Annotated in this window: 12 protein-coding genes; 4 read left to right on the top strand and 8 right to left on the bottom strand. The window is 55.3% G+C overall.

Translation table 11 applies throughout. The features are described 5' to 3' along the window. Positions 1–46: 46 nt before the first annotated feature. From J2I47_RS12435 to J2I47_RS12420, 4 genes are all read right to left on the bottom strand, one after another. On the bottom strand, positions 47–484 hold the full coding sequence (locus J2I47_RS12435; RefSeq protein ID WP_207364896.1) for a nucleoside deaminase: 438 nt from the start codon (positions 482–484) through the stop codon (positions 47–49). 130 nt (positions 485–614) lie between these two features. Continuing rightward, complete coding sequence (locus J2I47_RS12430; RefSeq protein ID WP_207364895.1) at positions 615–5,312, bottom strand: T9SS type A sorting domain-containing protein; 4,698 nt, start codon at positions 5,310–5,312, stop codon at positions 615–617. A gap of 283 nt (positions 5,313–5,595) precedes the next feature. Beyond that, positions 5,596–7,203 carry an ABC transporter permease/substrate-binding protein gene (locus J2I47_RS12425; RefSeq protein WP_207364955.1) on the bottom strand — a complete coding sequence of 536 codons (1,608 nt, stop codon included), beginning with the start codon at positions 7,201–7,203 and terminating at the stop codon, positions 5,596–5,598. 95 nt (positions 7,204–7,298) lie between these two features. Beyond that, on the bottom strand, positions 7,299–8,039 hold the full coding sequence (locus J2I47_RS12420; RefSeq protein ID WP_207364894.1) for an ABC transporter ATP-binding protein: 741 nt from the start codon (positions 8,037–8,039) through the stop codon (positions 7,299–7,301). A 114-nt stretch (positions 8,040–8,153) separates the two neighbouring features. Between J2I47_RS12420 and J2I47_RS12415 the strand changes: the two genes are divergently transcribed. The 3 genes from J2I47_RS12415 (at position 8,154) to J2I47_RS12405 (ending at position 12,924) form a co-directional block, all read left to right on the top strand. Next, complete coding sequence (locus J2I47_RS12415) at positions 8,154–11,096, top strand: hypothetical protein (protein ID WP_207364893.1); 2,943 nt, start codon at positions 8,154–8,156, stop codon at positions 11,094–11,096. A 140-nt stretch (positions 11,097–11,236) separates the two neighbouring features. After that, positions 11,237–12,331 (top strand): recombinase RecA, encoded by a 1,095-nt coding sequence (gene recA / locus J2I47_RS12410; RefSeq protein ID WP_207364892.1) that lies wholly within the window; start codon positions 11,237–11,239, stop codon positions 12,329–12,331. 227 nt (positions 12,332–12,558) lie between these two features. After that, positions 12,559–12,924, top strand: a complete 366-nt coding sequence (locus J2I47_RS12405) for a hypothetical protein (RefSeq protein ID WP_207364891.1) — start codon at positions 12,559–12,561, stop codon at positions 12,922–12,924. Positions 12,925–12,935: 11 nt separating this feature from the next. On the opposite strand, the gene J2I47_RS12400 is transcribed toward J2I47_RS12405, so the two are convergent. The 3 genes from J2I47_RS12400 to J2I47_RS12390 form a co-directional block, all read right to left on the bottom strand. Further along, positions 12,936–13,496 (bottom strand): Uma2 family endonuclease, encoded by a 561-nt coding sequence (locus tag J2I47_RS12400; RefSeq protein WP_207364890.1) that lies wholly within the window; start codon positions 13,494–13,496, stop codon positions 12,936–12,938. Between the two features lie 81 nt (positions 13,497–13,577). Beyond that, the gene (gene rnc / locus J2I47_RS12395; protein WP_207364889.1) at positions 13,578–14,345 is read right to left on the bottom strand and encodes a ribonuclease III; all 768 of its coding nucleotides are present in this window, start codon (positions 14,343–14,345) and stop codon (positions 13,578–13,580) included. 110 nt (positions 14,346–14,455) lie between these two features. After that, entirely contained in the window at positions 14,456–14,695 is a 240-nt protein-coding gene (locus J2I47_RS12390) for an acyl carrier protein (RefSeq protein ID WP_207338510.1), read from the bottom strand. Positions 14,696–14,961: 266 nt separating this feature from the next. Between J2I47_RS12390 and kdsA the strand changes: the two genes are divergently transcribed. Beyond that, complete coding sequence (gene kdsA, locus J2I47_RS12385; RefSeq protein ID WP_207364888.1) at positions 14,962–15,780, top strand: 3-deoxy-8-phosphooctulonate synthase; 819 nt, start codon at positions 14,962–14,964, stop codon at positions 15,778–15,780. Between the two features lie 69 nt (positions 15,781–15,849). On the opposite strand, the gene J2I47_RS12380 is transcribed toward kdsA, so the two are convergent. Beyond that, on the bottom strand, positions 15,850–16,506 hold the full coding sequence (locus J2I47_RS12380) for a phosphoribosylanthranilate isomerase (RefSeq protein WP_207364887.1): 657 nt from the start codon (positions 16,504–16,506) through the stop codon (positions 15,850–15,852). Positions 16,507–16,623 lie beyond the last annotated feature (117 nt).

Here is a 16,623-nt window from a genome sequence, read left to right as displayed (position 1 = left end):
ACGCTATGCCCTGTCGATTCATCGGGTTTAACAGCGGGTTCCAATTTTATGTTCTTAGGCGTCCGAAAAAGTTAGTCAGCAATTGGCGGCTTTCGTCAGCGAGGATGCCCGTTTCCAGACGCGTTTTAGGATGCAGTGGCGAAGGTTGCAGCCGCGAATAGCCCCGTTTGGGGTCGTCGGCGCCAATAACCAGTCGGCCCAACTGCGCCCAGAAAATGGCCCCGGCACACATCACGCAGGGTTCGAGGGTCACGTAGAGCGTGCAGTCGGCGAGGTATTTGCCGCCGAGTGATTGCGTAGCGGCCGTAATGGCCATTAGTTCAGCATGGGCCGTCACGTCGGTGAGTTGTTCGGTCTGGTTGCGGCCTTTGCCAATGATCCGGTTCTTGCACACCACCACCGCTCCCACCGGAATTTCCCCCGCCGCGTCGGCTTCCTCAGCCAGACTGAGGGCTATTTCCATGAAGTATTCGTCGGAAAACATAATGGAATTACGATGTACGAATTACGATTTATTGCTGACGCGTCAACTTACACAAAAGCAAGTTGACGCGTCAGCAATAAATCGTAATTCGTACATCGTAACCGCGGCGGCGGACCGCTCGTAAATCAGATCATTGTTTCATTACCTTCCGCACCACCCGTTTGTCGCCGACGGATACGTTGAGGAGGTACAGGCCAGCGGGTTGTTGACTTAGGTCCAGCTGCGTATGCTGATCCGTAACACGGCGCGTGAGCATAGGGCGGCCAACCATGTCTGTCAATGTGAGCGTAGCCGGGTTCTCGGCTGTTAGTCTAACGTTGATATCAACTGTCAGCACAGCCTGTGTTGGCGTGGGGTACACGTCTACGGCACCATTGAGCGGTTCTTCGACTGCCAGCAAAGGCAGTACTGTCACCACCGCCGTACCTGATACCACGCCCGTACCGCAACTATTCGTCACAGTGCCCAGCGTATAGGTGGCTGTTTTAGCCGGTTGCACGTTCAGGATATGGGGACTGGCTGCGGTGTTGAACGAAATCGGGCTGCCCCCATCCTGACTGTAGGTGATGGCCCAGGGGGCATCGCCGGTGAGGACAACGGTCAGGTTAGCGGGATACGTTTCGTAGATATTTTGCGTACCCAGCAGCGTGGCGGTGGGCAGGGCGCGCACCGTCAGCACCGTGGGGCTGTTGGCACCAGCCACTTCGGCACCGGGGTTGGTGGCCGTGACACGCACAAAATACGGCCCGCCCTTGAGCGTGGTCGGCAGAGAGGCCGTCAGCGGGTTGGCTAGTGAGGCTGGCGAGGCATCTACGTATATTTTCGACGTAGTGTCGGCAATCTGGACTTTAAACGCGTTGCCTGTGTTGAACGACCCGGTAGTGGTGTAGCCTACGCTGAACGTGTTGCCCACGCACAGTCCACCCGTAACCGCCAGCGGCGCCGTAGTGATGGTGGGAATGTTGACCGTAATGACAGCCGTAGCGGGGTTACCCGGCAGGCCGCTTCCGCAGTTGTTGGTTACGTTGGCAACCTGATACGTCGTAGTGCGCAGGGGTTTTACCGCTACCGTCGCTAGCGAATCGACCGCCGTGCCCGACGTACCGTCCGACAATGTATAGGCGTAGGGTGGGGTGCTCGTAAAACGCAGTTGTAGGTTAGTTGTTTGACCGTAGTTAATGGTTGTCCCACCCAAAAGCGCCAGCGTGGGACTGGTATTGACAACGAGCTTCACTTTGGCCCGTGCGCTGTAACAACCGTTGGCGGTTCCTCTGGCATACACCTGATACGTGGCCCCGCTGATGGCGTTGATGGTGGGTGGCGTTGGTGTGGTATTGGTCACTACACCATTGGGATCAATCCAGGTCAGGTTCTCTCCCGTTGCCTCAAACGGTTTGGCTACGTCATTGCGGCAATAGGCCACTACACTGCTGGAGAGTACCGGCGTGGGCGTTGATAGTACACTCACGCGCAGGGTTGCTTTGTCGCTCTGGCAATTGTTGACAGTCTGTGTTACTCCAAAATCGAACACCGACGTAGACGAGGTAACAGGTGTGGGTGCTCCCGGGAACTCGGCTCCATCGACAAAGAACCACCGCAGGTTCTGACCACCAGCTGTGAGAGGTTGCACAGTCTGTTTGGGCTGGTCCTGCGTATCAAGACAATATTGAACCGACTGCGTAGTGGGCGCGCCCGGTTTGGGGTACACGATCACACTGTATGTTTTCTTAGGCTGACTCTCGCAGCCATCCAACGTTTGGGTCACTTTGTACGTCAACGTCTGCGGCTGATCGACGGGCAGGGTTGGCGCACCACCCAGCAACTGGTCGTTGGCGTCATAGTATTTGATCTGGGTTCCCTGTACATCCAGTGAACGTGTAGGGCCAAACTGGCAAAGCTGAAACGGCGTAGTACCAGGCTGACCGGGCGTGGGCTTTACCCGCACGGTAAACGGTGCCCGGTCGCTGGCGCAACCATCGAGCGTTTGGTACACTGCATAGGTGTATGTCTGCACCAAATTTGTAGGGACGTTGGGCGGTGTAGGAGAAGCCGTGTTGCCTGATACCCATGACAATGAAGCACCAGTTTCAGCCGTGGCTGTGGGAATGGGAGCCGTGTAGTTCTGGCAGAATTCGAGGTTATTAACTGCCGTTGGTAGACCTGGCTTACGTTTCACCGTGACGGGAATAACCTGACGATCACTTTCGCAAGAGGCTACCGTCTGAGTCACGTAGTAGTTGGTCACGCCGGGAGTAGACGTAGCAGGCGTTGTGGCTTGCCCACTTCCGGTGCCGCCCGTTGGGTCGGTTCCGTACCAGAGCAGGTTACTACCCGTAGCTGACAGGGCACTGGCCGTTTCGCCAGCGCAATAGTCACGTGGAGTAACCGGAGCAGGTTTCGTCGGAACGGCATTGACACTAACGGTCAGTTTAGCCTTGTCACTGATACAGGCATTGCCGTTAGTTTGGGTGACGAAATAATCGGTAGTCCCCGTGGCCGAAACAGCAGGCGAAGGCGTACCGGTTAGTGCGTTGCCAGCGGCATCATACCAGGTTAACACGTTTGTACCCGTTGCCGTAGCTGCCAGCGGTTGCGTAGTGCGGCTTTGGCAAAGTGTCAGCGTCTTTACCAGGGGTGCGGATGGCGACCCATTAACCGTTACCGTGATTGATTTGGGTGAACTGCTTGAGCAACCGTTAGCATCTAGCTGCTGAACTTCATAAAAATAGGTATTAGCTGTTTTAGGTGCATCGATGGTGGGTCCGTCAGTGGTTGACCCGCCAAGTTGTGTCCAGCGAATCGTCTTGCCTGTACCGGTGGTAGTGGCCGTCAGACTAACAGGCCGGAGGTTATCGCAATACGTAACGTTTTGCACGGAAGGTGCCGTGGTTGGACCTACGTTGACCGTTCCTTTTAACTCAAGTTTGCTTCCCTCGCAGCCAGCCGTTGTTCTCTGACTGACACTATAGGCGTATGGACCGCCAACTCTTGGGGCTGGATAGGTGGTTTGCTCCTGCCCGCCAGTCACACCCGGCACGTACCAAACCAGCTTATTACCGGCATCCGAGTTAGCCGATAAAGTGGCCGGAGCATTGTCAATACAGTAGGTAAGCGCTGTATTAGTTGGCGTGGGTGCACCGGGAACGCCATTGACCGCTACCGGAACAGCCAGTTGTGGCCCCTCACAACCCGTGGCGGTGTTGACCAACCGGACCTGGTAAGTTCCCGAGGTGGCAGGTGCATTGACGGTAGGGCTATCAGAAATTGTATTATTAGGTAATGTCCAACGGACAAACGTACCCGCGTTGTTGTCGGTGCTAGCCTCCAGGCTGGTTGGCACCTGATTAGCGCAATAGCTCGGCGAGTTGTTTGGGTAATTAGTTTTGGGCTTGCCAGTGGGCGCGTCCTTCACCACTACAGTAATCACCAGCGGTGAGCTTTCGCAGGTAAACCCATTTACCTGGTTCAATTGGGTCACGGTGTAGGCATAGGTACCAGCTACGGTGGGCGCATCGATGGTCGATTGAGTTTTTGTGCCACCGCCAGCAGCGGCGGGCAGGTACCACTTCAGGCTGTAACCAGAGTTGGCATTGGCTGATATGGCGGCCTGTGTACTACCAGCGCAATAACTCCGCGTATCGTTGGTGTAAGCCGACGTCGGCTTACCGGGGGTTGTGTTGACTGAAACAGCAACGGTTTCAAATACCCCTGACGGGCAGTTGTTGGCAGAGAGTTGGTACACCTGATAGGTCTTCGACGTATTAGGTACCGCAATGGTGAAATTGTCAACATCTGTAGCACCAGATGTGGTCCACCGAATTTTAGTACCGACGGTACCGTCGTTGGTGGCTGACAGCACGGCAGGTAATTGATTCGAACAGAACTGTGGAGTAAGACTGCCCGAAATTTTGGGTTTCGTTGTAGGAGTATCATACACCGTAACGTTCACAAACTGCTTGGGGCCTTCGCAACCCTGGGCGTTCAACTGACTAACGGTATAGGCATACGTACCTGTAGTCTGGGGGGCTGCCAGTGTTGTTCCGCCCGACGTGGTGCTGCTGGGGGGCGAATACCACCGAATGCTGGCTCCCGTTCCGTTGGTCAATGCCGACAGCGGCGTGGGTGATGCCGTCGGGCAATAGGCAGGGCTAAGGTTTCCAACAGTGGGTTGAGTGCTGGGTGGCGCAACTACCGTAACGTTGATGGCTGCTTTGGCGCTTTTGCAGCCGTTCAGCGTTTGCGTGGCATAATAGGTAATGCCGTTACCAGTAGTAGCCAAGGACGTAGAAACCGGATACGTATTGCCAGTTGGAGATAATACCGGTGCATTCGCGGCGAACCCCGCATACCACTCTATATTATTTCCTGTTGCCGTGATGTTCTGATTGCCCGTATTTTGGCAGAAAGATGCTGTAGTGGCCAAACCGGGTAGAGGCGTGCCAATGCTTATCGGGTTCGTCTGGCTTGGAGGTACGGTCGGCTTGTTAGACGTTACCCGGAACCGGTAGGCCGTTCCGTAGTTGAGCGATGTGGGCAGTGCTGTGGCTGGAAAAACAATAGACGTAGCACTCGTGGGCGCAGCCGTGACACTAGCCACAGATGTGACGCTACCAAACGTGCCAAACTCATCGGAAAGTTGAAGCGTAAATATATTACCTGCCGAAAAGGAGCCGGTGGTGCTCACCGTTGCTGATACGGGTGCTCCCGGACAGGGTGCAGTTGGTGAAATGCTGGGGATACCAATGGTCTGTGCCAGGCTGCTGGCAAGGGTAGCTAGACTTAAGCAGACCGTGACCAGTAGGGTCCGATACGTAGTATTCCAATTCATACAAGCGTGTACTATGGGTTATCAAAGAAACAGATGGCCTAAAATTAATACAAATAGCCGAAGGCCCCGGCTTACTACTGTAGGCTTCGACCAATCAGGCGCATATTCGACTGTCAGGCAGATTTTTACGCTACCACAAAAAGTAAGCCGGAAAATATGAAGGGGGTTTAACGTTCAATGTCTAAAGTTCAATGTCTAAAGTTTAAAGTTGCTTCGCGCACCAGCGTAATCTAGTGCGCGAAGCAACTTTAAACTTTAGACATTGAACTTTAGACATTGAACGTTAAACCCCCTTCACATACCTCGTCAGCTCAGACAGCGTACGTATCCCCCGTTGTTTGGCATCGGTCTGGCGCATCATGAGGCAATAGGCATTGTTGAAGCCCAGCGGTACCCCCCAGCGCAGGGCATAGCGGCGGGTGAATTCGGCCTTCACATAGCTGTAGATGGCGGCGGGCTGCTTTGCTCCGGGCAACCGTTTCAATGAATCGAGGGTGGCCTGGGCGGGTTGCAGAATGACCAGCAAACCCGTGCCGGTGTATTCGGGGTAGAAGTCGATGGCGCCGGTACGCAGGGCGTCGAAACAAAGCTGGGTGCCCCCAAAACCCGTTTTCGACACGACCCGCAACGTGGTATAGCCTTCGATGAGTTGCCGGTAGATTTCGGCCAGAATATATTGCTCCGTAAATACCTTCGACCCCATCACCACCTGCCCCGTGCGGGCGGCTATGGCGGGTTGCAGCAAACCTACCTTCATCAGAAAACCACGCGCCACCCGCTCCGGCGACTCATGCAGGTAGTCGGCGCGGTAGTTCAGCTCGGTCATGATCGAATCAGTCAAACGGCCGTTGAGGCGATCCAGCGCGGGTTGCAGTTCAGGGTATTTCGCCAACGTGGCCTCACGAACTACGGGCGCGGCGGCATAGGGCGGAAAAGCGTGTTTGTCATCGTCTAGCACGGTCAGGCCAAAGGCTTTGATGCGCCCGTCGGTGGAGTAGCCGCTGATGACGTCGACTTTATTGGTGCGGATGGCTTCGTACATCAGGCTCTGGTCGAGAAGGCGGTTTTCGATGGTCATACCGTAGACTTTCTGGAGGCCCGGATACCCATCAGCCCGTCCGCCAAATTCGTGCGCAAACCCCGCCAGCAGCCGGTGTGGGTTGTTTCTGGGCCACGCCACCGCCATCACGGCCACAACCACCAGCAGCCCCGCTCCTGTGGCCACCCGTTTCTTGCCCGATGCCCCCCCCGCATCGCCCCCTACTGATCCCGACCAGCGCACGCGTTGCAACCGCGCTAAACCCAGGTCGAAGCCAACAGCCAGCAGCGCGGCGGGTATGGCCCCGGCCAGCATCATGTTGGTGTTGTTGAGGGCAATACCACCGAAAATAAATTCACCCAGACCACCTGCCGCCACATAGGCCGCCAGCGTAGCCACGCCCACGTTGATGACCGTGGCCGTGCGGATTCCCGCGAAAATGACAGGCATCGCCAGGGGCAGTTCCACCCGCCAGAGCACCTGCCGGGCCGTCATGCCCATACCCCGCGCCGCCTCCGTCAGGGTGGGGTTCACTTCCGATATGCCGACGTAGGTATTCCGAATGATGGGCAGCAGGGCGTAGAGAAACAGGGCCGTCAGGGCTGGGCCAGCGCCGATACCCAGCAGCGGAATCAGGAAGCCCAGCAAGGCGATACTCGGCACGGTTTGCAGCACCCCCGCCACACCCAGCACCGCCGACGCCACGCGCTTCCGCCGGGCAATGTAAATACCCAGCGGCAAGCCCAGCAGCAGGGCCATCAACAACGATGCAAACGTAAGCCCCAGGTGCGTCAGCGTCTGGTCGGCTAGCTTGGCGGCATTTTCGCGGAGGAAAGTGAACACGGGAATGATGTACGATTTACGATGTACGATTTACGATTTATTGCTGACGCCAGCCTTCTTATGCGTCAGCAATAAATCGTAAATCGTACATCGTAAATCGTACATCAATACCCGCTTGCCTCCAAAAACCGCTCTACAAATGGTGTAGTAGGGTTTTGGCGGAAATCGTCGGGCTGGCCCATTTGTACGATCCGGCCATTGTCCATCAGCGCAATACGGTCGCCAAGAGCAAAGGCTTCGCGGACGTCGTGGGTGACGAGAACAATGGTTTTTCGTTGAAAGACATCCAGTTGTTTGAACTCCTGCCGGATGTCGTCGCGGGTGATGGGGTCGAGGGCACCAAAGGGTTCGTCCATCAGAATAATGGGCGGGTCGGCGGCCAGGGCGCGGGCCAGGCCTATCCGTTGCCGCTGACCACCGCTAAGGGCATCGGGCAGGCGGTCGAGTACGGTTTCGGGCAGGCGAAGCAGGGTCAGCAGTTCGTGGGTGCGGTCGGTGATCTGAGTAGCGCTCCAGTTCAGCAGTCGTGGCACCACGGCGATGTTCTGCGCCACGGTGTAGTGCGGAAACAGCCCCGCGTCCTGAATCACGTATCCGATGTGCCGCCGTAGCTCATGGGGTTCCTGCTGCCGTACGTCCACCCCATTGATAGCTACCGTGCCTCCATCAGCGTCGATAAGGCGGTTAATCATTTTCAGCGTGGTGGTTTTACCGCAGCCACTGGTGCCCAGCAGAATCAATGTCTCGCCCGCTGGCACCGTCAGCGTAAGGTCGTCAACAACGGCGCGGTTCTGGTAGCGTTTCGTTACCGATTGCAGGTCAATGGCAGCAGGCGTTGGATTCATTCACCCAAGAACGGAAGTTTCGGCGGGGCATGCTCGCAAAAATTACTTTTAAGCCCGTAAATAGACTACGTCCTCGGCATGTACCTTGCTGCCGGAAGTACGTACCCAACCGTCATGCATTCTCCCCTGCGCACCCGTTTGCTGACATTTCTGGACAAACAGGCCCCCAACCGGGTCTACTGGCTGCTGCTTACGCTGGCCGTTGGCGGGCTGCTTACGTTTATCGAAAACCAGTTCGACGGGCAGGATATCCACACCCTGGCGGGGCGGTATGTGGATTCGGAATTGAGCCCAATGGCATTGATCCGGCGCTGGGAACCCAACCGGCAGCGGCTGGCGTGGCTGGAGGTGCTGGTTGACACGTTTTTGTTCATTCCCGCTTACCTGACCACGCTGGCTGTCTGGTGCTGGTACTTTTCGGCCCACACGCTCTTTGTCACCAATCCCTACCAGCCACACATTGCCCGGTTCATGCGGCGGTTTGGGCAACTGGCTACGGGCGCGCTGCTCATTGGGGCAGCGGCTGATTTGGTGGAAAACCAGACCCTGATTGGCTGGCTGCTCAACGTGGCGCTAACCCTGCCGCCCTGGTTCGTGGGCACCATCCGCGTGCTGAAACTTGGCCCCATCGCCCTGGCCATTTTCTATATTCTGCTCCACCCGCTAGCCATCGTTTTCTCCGTTCGTGAGGCGTTTTTTAATCTGTTCAACGTATCAGGATTTACCCAGAACGACGGTCGGCGTACGCTGCTGAACCACATCATCAGCCGGCGAAAAAACGAGATCGCCATCAACGACGCCCTGGCCGACCTGCGCGAACAGCACCAGCCCCGCACCCGTCGCCTCCGCTTTCGTGATTACCTCAGCACAGCCTGGAAGGGTTTTTTGAATGTGCAGTATGTCATCTACCTCATCCTGCTGATGGGGGCCGTTTTTCAACTCGATCAGTTCGACGAACTGTTCTTTTTCCTGCTCACCGAAGGGCGCGGCTTTGGAGTGTTGCTGGCTACCCTATTGGCACTGGGCCTCTGGGGTGGTATGGTCTATGTGTGCAGTAAGATTCTCCTGTTTGTGCAGCCCACTTATTTTGGCGAAGTAGACCCCGGCGATGCCCGCTCCACCGCCCGCATACTACTCATGCACCAACGCGAACTACGGCTGCTGCGCAACACACCCAAGTGGCTGGCCTACAGCCCATTCCTGCTGATGCTGATCACACTGGGGCTAAATTACAACCGCCTCCGGCCCGATGAGCAGGGCAACCCCGACTACGCGTTCAAATACGTGCTGATTCTGTTGGTGCTGGCAGGGGCTTACTGGCTATTTACCCGGATCATCAATTACTTTCACCGAAGCCTCGACGAGCGTGATATTGTTCTTTTCAAATCGGTTAACCCGTTCCGCGACTATGCCCTGCTGGTCGATTTGGCTCCGCGCAGCATTTTGTTTGGGCAGGGGTTGCTGGCAGGTACTATGATGGCTTTTTTGCCTACGGCTACAGGGCTGGTGCTGGCGAAAACCATTGGCCTCTACGCCATTGTGCTGCTCTGGCTGGCCGCGCTGACCTATTTTATCACGATCCTGTACCAGTTCAACCGGCTGCCGAGTTACCCGGTTATTGTGGCGCTGATTGCAGCGGTACTGATCTTTTCGCGCTATAATGACAACAGCGCCATCCGCGAAAGTCCCCTGCCCACCCGGCAAACACGCCGCGAAGCCGAGTTGGCCCCGTCGCCCGCCCTGCTGCGCCCCGCCTTGGCGGCTTATTACAGTCGCTGGCTGCAAACCCGCCTTGCCCCGGTGCCCGGCCAACCTATTGACTCAACCAGTCCATTACCAGTGGTGGTAATTGCCACGGCGGGGGGCGGCATCCGGGCAGCGGCCTGGACCACCGAAGTATTGTTTGCGCTGAATCAGCAACTACCCAACTTCAACCGGCATCTGTTTGGCATCAGTGGGGTGTCGGGCGGGGGGGTGGGGGCGGCTACCTACGTGGCCCTGCTGCGCGGGGGGCAATCGGCGGCACCAGCCGAGTTTCGGCGGCGGTTGCGCTACGTTGTTACAGAAGACCTGGTATCGCCCACGGTGGCGTCGATGCTGTTTCGGGGTGGGGTGCACAATTTCATGCCAGTGCCCGTACCTGCGCTGGACCGTAACCGCTGGCTTGAAGATGCCTGGGAGCGCCGGATGCTCACCGCCGACATCCTGCCCGATTCCGTTACCCGCCGCGACTTACCGCAGTCGTTTCTGGCGTTCTGGCCATCAGCGGGGCGCAACCTGGATACGGCCTCGCTTGCGCTGCCCGCGTTACTGCTAAACGGGGCCGTGGCCGAAACCGGCCAAAAAATCATCATGACCAACCTGGCCCTGGGCAACACCGCCGACCTCACCAATCCATTCTACGACGTGGCCGACCTCTTCGCCAGCGCGGGCCACGACGTACCCTACAAAACAGCCACCTTCCTCTGCGCCCGCTTCCCGTTTGTAACCAGCGGCGGACGAACAAGCGGCCCGCTGCCCAATATTTCCGACAGTAACACCGACCACAACTACCACATTATCGATGGTGGTTATGCCGAAAATACGGGGCTGCTGACGGCGGTGCAGCTCATCAAAAATATGCAGCGCATCGAAGCCGACCTCCGCCTTCATCCCCCCGTTTGGCTGGGTTGTCGGCCCGTGCAGTATTACCTCCTGTTTTTGCCCAATTCAGCCGCCGCCGAAACCAAAGGACCACTGGGTGCCTTCCGGTTTCTGACCGAACCCGTGCAGGGGTTTCTGCGCACCTGGGATCGCAACGGCGTGGGTCTGAACCAGCTCATTGGCCGCACCCTGCGCCGCGACCGGGGCGGGCTTAGCTTTGATTACACCAGTCTGGTGCTGGATACCAAAAACCATCATTATCCGCTGGGATGGTACATTTCACCCACCGCCGTAGCCCGAATGGGTGAACAGGCCAGCCGAAATTTAGGCGACAGCCTGAAGCGGCCACTCACACTATTTGGGCAGTTGAGGCGGCAAATAAATCGGGAGAAAGTGCCGCCGACCGGGAAGTAAAACAGGCCCGTTTTTGTTCTTCCTAAGGCCACCAAACCTGTCGGCGTACAGCGGTACCAGCGGGCTATTTTTAGACAAATCAATGCTTGGAAAAGCGCCAAAAAAGTAGTACTTTTATCCAGTTAAACAACCCCGTAAACATGGCAAAATCGGACTCGGCTACGGCCACAGCATCTGCTAATGACAATAAGCTGAAAGCCCTTCAGACCACCATTGAAAAACTAGACAAAGCCTTTGGTAAAGGCACCGTGATGCGGCTCAGCGAGACCAAAGTCATGGACGTTCCTGTAATCTCGACCGGCTCACTCGGCCTTGATTTGGCCCTCGGTATTGGTGGCCTTCCCCGCGGTCGTGTCGTTGAAATCTACGGACCAGAATCGTCAGGTAAAACCACGCTCACGATGCACTGCATCGCCGAAGCACAAAAAACGGGTGGCCTTGCTGCCTTTATCGACGCCGAACACGCTTTCGACCGTACCTACGCCGAAAAACTGGGCATCGACATAAACAACCTGCTTATTGCCCAACCAGACAATGGTGAGCAGGCCCTCGAAATCACCGAGCACCTCATCAGCTCAGGTGCCATCGATATTATTGTCATCGACTCCGTTGCCGCCCTTGTGCCCAAGGCCGAGATCGAAGGCGAAATGGGTGAGAGCAAAATGGGTCTGCAGGCCCGTTTGATGTCGCAGGCCCTGCGGAAGCTGACCGGCACGATCAACAAGACCAACTGCTGCTGCATTTTCATCAACCAGTTGCGTGAAAAAATCGGCGTGATGTTTGGTAATCCCGAAACAACCACCGGTGGTAACGCCCTGAAATTCTACGCCTCGGTTCGCCTCGACATCCGCCGTATTGGGCAGATCAAAGAAGGTGCCGACAACATCATTGGTAACCGCGCCAAGGTGAAAGTGGTAAAGAACAAAATGGCTGCCCCCTTCAAAGTGGTCGAGTTCGACATCATGTACGGCCAGGGTATCTCGAAAGTAGGTGAAATTCTTGACCTCGCTGTTGAGATGGAGATCATCAAGAAGTCGGGTTCATGGTTCTCGTATGGCACCAGCCGTCTGGCCCAGGGTCGCGATGCCGTGAAAGACCTCATTCTGGACAACCCCGAACTGATGGCCGAACTGGAGAACAAGATCCGCACCAAGATCGCCGACGACCAAAACGCCCTTCTCGACCCTGCCGGTGCCGAAGACGACGACGAGGCCGAAGACGAAGCAGACGTATAGTCTAACAACCATTATAGGTTCTCAAAGCCTTGTGGTTTACTAAAAAAAGGGCCGTTTCCATGCAGGAAACGGCTTTTTTGTTGTCGCGTATATCTCCCCTACTGCGTAGTTTCTACGTCACTCGTTTATGGGACGCGCTGTAATGGTCAGCCTGCCGAGGTTTGTACTAGTCAAAGCGGCTTTCCGCTCTATACACACCATGAGTCTCACCATTCACACTACCCACCATGAAAACGTTCTTGACTATCTGCATCAGCTTTTGGCTCAGCGGGGCCATGGAAGCACAAATCATCGACCCCGATCCACCTACCACCGGTACCTGGTCCGACGTCTACGCTGCTAAGCTGATAAACCGACTTCGCCAGCCACCGCCAATGCCCACTGGTGGTTTCTGGGTTGTGGAAGACTATATCCGGCAAAAAGGGCCAATCATCGTTCGGTACTATACCGATCAGAACCGGGAAATCAAGATAGATACGTTGCTACAGAAGCGGCTGAATATCAGAAAAGTATCGGTAGTACTATGGCTAAATAAGCGGCTAACTCAGGCCTTGTCTGCGCAGGCAGTTTCCACATTGGCTCTGCACAGGTAGGTATGTGACGTTTACTGAAAAATACCTTCGTATAGGTCCGTCAGCGCGAGGGTCAGGTTCAGTGCCGGAATGGTAACTGAGTCGGTCACAGCGCGAAAGGGTTTGTATTCCCACGCATCACCCCGACGGATATAGGCTTCAACAAGCGGCTCGGTCTGTGCAATGATGAGGTAGCATTGTACCGACGGCAGCGACGAGTATTCCAGCAACTTGCTGTGCGTATCAGTCTCAATTGTACTCTCAGACGTAATTTCGGCCACCAGCACGGCTTCGGTTACCATGTGCGTTTCGCGGCGGGCCGTAGCTGGCACAACCATTAAATCTGGATAGCGGTACCGGCGTTTTTCGTTGACCTTCAATTTGACCTCATGAGTGAGGGTAATATAGGGTTGACCACGCAACGTGGCCTTAAAAAACACCGCCAGATTTAAGGCGATCATATTCGCAACAATTGATTCTCCTGCCATATCAACTAAATGCCCATCAACAAATTCATGGCGGAGTTCGGCTGTCTCCTCAAAAGTCAGGTATTCTTCAACCGTATACACTCGCTGCTCGACTGCCGTTTCCATGTTTTCAAACGTGTTCGGAGATAAAGATAGCGTTGAGACTCCTACTTCGGCACAAGGCTCCTTCTTAACGACTTGTAATGATTAATCCAGCCCCAGCGTTTCAAACGCTTTTTCGGCGGCCGACTGCTCTGCTTTTTTCTTGCTGTAGCCCGTACCGGTGGCTAGTGGCTGCTCGTTGACCAGCACCTGCGCTACAAACTCACGGAATTGGCTCGTACCTCGCTCCAGCACAATATCGAACCGGAGTTCTTTGCCCTCGCGTTGCGCCCACTCGATGAGCTTACTTTTGAAGTTGACATTGTTATTCACAATGGCCTCTAAATCGTAGTGTGTCAAGAGGTTATGTAGAATAAAACGGCGCGTAAAATTGAACCCTTTGTCCAGATAAACTGCTCCGACGAGTGCTTCGAGGGCGTCGCCGTACATCGACGTGCGGGCGGGCATCATGCGGCCACGCTGCCCGTCGTATTCGAGCAGGTTGTCTAAGCCAATTTTCCGCGAAATAATGTTGAGCGCCTCCCGGTTCACAAGGCGCGACCGAATTTCGGTCAGGAAACCCTCGTCTTTGTAGGGGTATTTTTTGAAGAGGTATTCGGCAATGACCATGCCCAGCACGGCATCGCCCAGGTATTCCAGCCGTTCGTTCGACTCCCGAAACCCTTTGACGATGGTTTCTTTTGAGGCCGAGGTGTGGCGTAACGACAATTGGTACAGCCCCAGGTTACCTGGTTTCTCGCCAATGATATGCGTTATGGCCTGACGCAGTTGCTTCCGGCGGTCTTTCTCTTTAGAAGGACCAAACCAGTCAGCTAAAGGCTGCGTGATAAAGCGGGGTAACGCGAGGGGCACGAACAAGTTGACGTGGGGAACAGAGAAGTTTTCGGCGAAAAGAGGAAGGGCGAATTACCCGGTATTCGTGTGAGCAGCAGGCTGTTAGCACCAATACCGGGTAAACGGCATTACTTGCCAGCGTTTGCTTCAAGGTATTTGATAGCCTGACCTACGGTCGTGATTTGCTCGGCTTCGTCGTCGGGGATCTGGATGTTGAATTCTTTTTCAAATTCCATGATCAACTCAACAGTATCAAGCGAGTCGGCACCCAGGTCATTGGTAAAGCTTGCTTCCGGCGTAACTTCCGACGGATCAACGCCTAATTTGTCAACGATGATTTGCTTTACTTTTTCGTCAGTCTGAGACATTTTGGTAGTCCTTTTTTGTTAAAAAACGATGCAAAGAAAACACTTTACCCGCTGATTGCCAAACAATTTTTTCAGTCCGACAGCGTTCACCGAACCCGAAATAGTCACGATAACATACTGTTTATGAATAGGTTACAAACACATAAAAGAGGTAGCCTGGACCAATCATCCAATTACTCTATTTGTAAAGTAGTGTAATATGGTTACTCTTCCGGCAACGGCCAACCCATTACCTTCGCCTGCTCATATTGCTGACCATTATTTACATGCAACTTCCCAAACTGAAACATACCGATAGTGGCCTCTTTTTTCTGATGGCCGGCCCCTGCGCCATTGAAGGTCGAGACATGGCGCTACGCATTGCCGAGCGCATCGTCGCGATTACCGACCGCCTCCAGATTCCCTACATTTTCAAGGGCTCATACCGCAAAGCCAACCGCACCAAGCTTAACTCATTCACCGGTATCGGCGACGAACTGGCCCTGTCTATTCTGGAGGAAGTAGGCCGCACCTTTAATATTCCGACTGTAACTGACATCCACGAATCACACGAGGCAGCTATAGCGGCCCCGCACGTGGACGTGCTCCAGATTCCGGCGTTTTTGTGCCGCCAGACCGAGTTGCTGGAAGCCGCCGCCAGGACAGGGAAGGCCGTTAACGTGAAAAAAGGGCAGTTTTTGTCGGGCGAGAGCATGCGGTTTGCCGCCGAAAAAGTAAAGGCTACCAACCCCGACGCCGTCGTTTTCCTCACCGACCGGGGCAATAGCTTTGGCTATGGCGATCTGGTGGTCGACTACCGGAACATTCCTGCGATGCAGTCGTTTGGCGTGCCCGTGGTGATGGACTGTACGCACTCGCTGCAACAGCCCAACCAGTCGTCGGGCGTAACGGGCGGCAAACCAGCCCTGATCGCCACCATCGCCAAAGCCGCCATTGCCGTCGGTGCCGACGGCCTCTTTATCGAAACACACCCCAACCCCGCCGAAGCCAAGTCAGACGGAGCCAACATGTTGCCCCTGGACCAACTGGAGGCCCTTTTGGAACGGCTGGTAAGGGTGAGGGAGGCTTTAATGTACAATGAATAATGTACAATGGATAATGTACAATGGCTTCGCGTCAGTAATAGGGGTGCGTCAGCCATTGTACATTGTACATTATTCATTGTACATTAAAGCCTCCTTCATAAACGCCTTCAGCTTCTCCTCATCTAGTTTCCCGTTGGTGCGGACGCCGCTGCACAGATCGAGGCCAAAGGGTTGAACGGCGTCGATGGCCTGCCGGACGTTGTCGGGGCGGAGGCCGCCGGCCAGGAAAACTGGCACGGGCGACTGCTCGCGGATCTGGCGGCTGAGTACCCAATTGTGTACACGTCCCGTGCCGCCCAACTCTTTCACCGCCAAATTCGGATTGCCGCTATCAAGCAACAGCGCATCGACGTTCGGGGCGATTTGCAAGGCTTCGGCCACCGATTTTTCGTCAATAACATGGATCACCTGCACCAGCCGAATACCAGGCAACGCAGCCCTGATCTGCGCATATTCGCCTGATTGTAAAGCATCTACGATCTGAACCGTGTTGGTGTTTACCCGCCGTTGATGGGCAATGATGGCGTCGGCGTCGGTTTCGCTGGTGAGCAGAAACGTGGCGACGGGGGGCGGTACCGTTTTGGCAATGGCCGCAATTTCTTCGTCGGTAATAACGCCGGGGCCGCTTGGCATGGGGCCAACCAACCCCAGTGCCGACGCACCATAGCGAATAGCCATGTGGGCTTCGTCGGGGCTGGAGATGCAACAGATTTTTACGCGAACCATGGGCAAAGATAGAAAGATAGAAAGAGTGCTTTTATCGGCGTATAGTTGACACTAACTGGCCATACGCCGATAAAAGCACTCTTTCTATCTTTCTATCTTTCACTCTTTAAAACTGGC

Source organism: Fibrella rubiginis, assembly GCF_017353185.1.
GTDB classification, from domain to species: Bacteria; Bacteroidota; Bacteroidia; order Cytophagales; family Spirosomataceae; genus Fibrella; species Fibrella rubiginis.
Note: the sequence above shows the minus strand (reverse complement) of the source record. Positions and strands in the feature narration are given on the sequence as shown.

Bases quoted from the DNA above. Each gene is read 5' to 3' on its own strand.
- J2I47_RS12435 (WP_207364896.1), bottom strand. From the start codon at position 484: ATGTTTTCCGACGAATACTTCATGGAAATAGCCCTCAGTCTGGCTGAG.
- J2I47_RS12430 (WP_207364895.1), bottom strand. From the start codon at position 5,312: ATGAATTGGAATACTACGTATCGGACCCTACTGGTCACGGTCTGCTTA.
- J2I47_RS12420 (WP_207364894.1), bottom strand. From the start codon at position 8,039: ATGAATCCAACGCCTGCTGCCATTGACCTGCAATCGGTAACGAAACGC.
- J2I47_RS12415 (WP_207364893.1), top strand. From the start codon at position 8,154: ATGCATTCTCCCCTGCGCACCCGTTTGCTGACATTTCTGGACAAACAG.
- recA (WP_207364892.1), top strand. From the start codon at position 11,237: ATGGCAAAATCGGACTCGGCTACGGCCACAGCATCTGCTAATGACAAT.
- J2I47_RS12405 (WP_207364891.1), top strand. From the start codon at position 12,559: ATGAAAACGTTCTTGACTATCTGCATCAGCTTTTGGCTCAGCGGGGCC.
- J2I47_RS12400 (WP_207364890.1), bottom strand. From the start codon at position 13,496: ATGGAAACGGCAGTCGAGCAGCGAGTGTATACGGTTGAAGAATACCTG.
- J2I47_RS12390 (WP_207338510.1), bottom strand. From the start codon at position 14,695: ATGTCTCAGACTGACGAAAAAGTAAAGCAAATCATCGTTGACAAATTA.
- kdsA (WP_207364888.1), top strand. From the start codon at position 14,962: ATGCAACTTCCCAAACTGAAACATACCGATAGTGGCCTCTTTTTTCTG.
- J2I47_RS12380 (WP_207364887.1), bottom strand. From the start codon at position 16,506: ATGGTTCGCGTAAAAATCTGTTGCATCTCCAGCCCCGACGAAGCCCAC.